General features: G+C 73.5%; 1 protein-coding gene. It reads left to right on the top strand.

Going from position 1 to position 1210, the window contains the following annotated elements:
- Positions 1 to 148: 148 nt before the first annotated feature.
- A partial coding sequence (locus AC27IO_RS24470) for an FIST signal transduction protein (protein WP_498741244.1) occupies positions 149 to 1210 on the top strand: 1062 nt, incomplete at its 3' end.

Below are 1210 nucleotides of genomic sequence, written 5' to 3'. Positions count from 1 at the left end.
CTTCTCCAGCGGCCCGGCGCACCGCCGCGCCGGCCGCAGCCAGGTCCGCCGCGCCGCGCAAGCGGACGGGCCAGTGACCGCCACCACCCGCACTTTTTTCTGACATGGCCGCCCGCGCAGCGGGCCGCCGCGACCTTTGCCACCGACCATGAAACTCTTTCCCAACGGCCACGCCACCCATCCCCAGTGGCGCATGGCGGCCGCGCTGGTGCTGGCGCAACTGCGCGCGCAGATGGCGCTGCCGCAGTACGCCAGCGCGCCCACCCTGGGGGTGCTCTACATCACCGACCACTATGCGGACGAGGCGCAGGCCCTGCTCGACTTCGTGTCGGCCGAACTGCCCGAGGTGACCGACTGGAGCGGCACCGTGGGCGTGGGCGTGGCGGCCAACAACGCTGAATACTTCGACGAGCCGGCGCTGTCCGTCATGCTGCTGGACCTGCGGTCCGACCAGTACCGCGTGTTCTCCGGCGTGGCGCCCCTGGCGCGCAATGCGGCCAGCGGGTTCGTCGCCCACACGGCGCTCGTGCACGCGGACGGCCGCACGCCCGACCTGGCCGAGCTGATCGATGAAATGGCCGACCGCACGGCCACCGGCTACCTGTTCGGCGGCTTGTCGGCCAGCCGCAACGCGAGCGTGCAGTTCGCCGTGGGCGGCAACGGCAACATCGCGGGGCAGGGCGGCGCGCGCGGCGTGTTCGACGGCGGACTGTCGGGCGTGGCCTTCAGCGAGGGCGTGAGCCTGCTGTCGCGCGTCACGCAGGGTTGCCAGCCCGTGGGGCCGCTGTGCACCATCACCGAGGCGCAGGACAACGTGGTGCTGGCGCTCGACGGCCAGCCGGCGCTGGATGCGCTGCTGGACACGCTGCACATCTCGCTGGACGGCGACCCGCAGCCCGCGCTGCGCGAAGTGCGGGCCACGCTCGCGGGCCTGGTGGATGCCGGCGTGCAGCCGCTCGGCCGGGCCGGGCATTTCGGCACGGACACCCGGGTGCGCCACATCGTGGGGCTCGACGCCACGCGCCGGGGCGTGGCCCTGGCCGACCAGGTGGAAGAGGGCATGCGCTTGGCGTTCTGCCAGCGCAACGTGGCGGCGGCCCGCGCCGACCTGATGCGCATCTGCGCCGAGATCCGCGAGGAACTCACGCCCGAGGAGGCCGAGACCCTGCCCGCACCGTCGGCCGACAGCGAGCGCCGCGCGCTGGCGCAG

This window comes from Acidovorax sp. KNOB132 (assembly GCF_057541515.1).
This window is presented reverse-complemented; position numbering and strand designations above follow the sequence as displayed.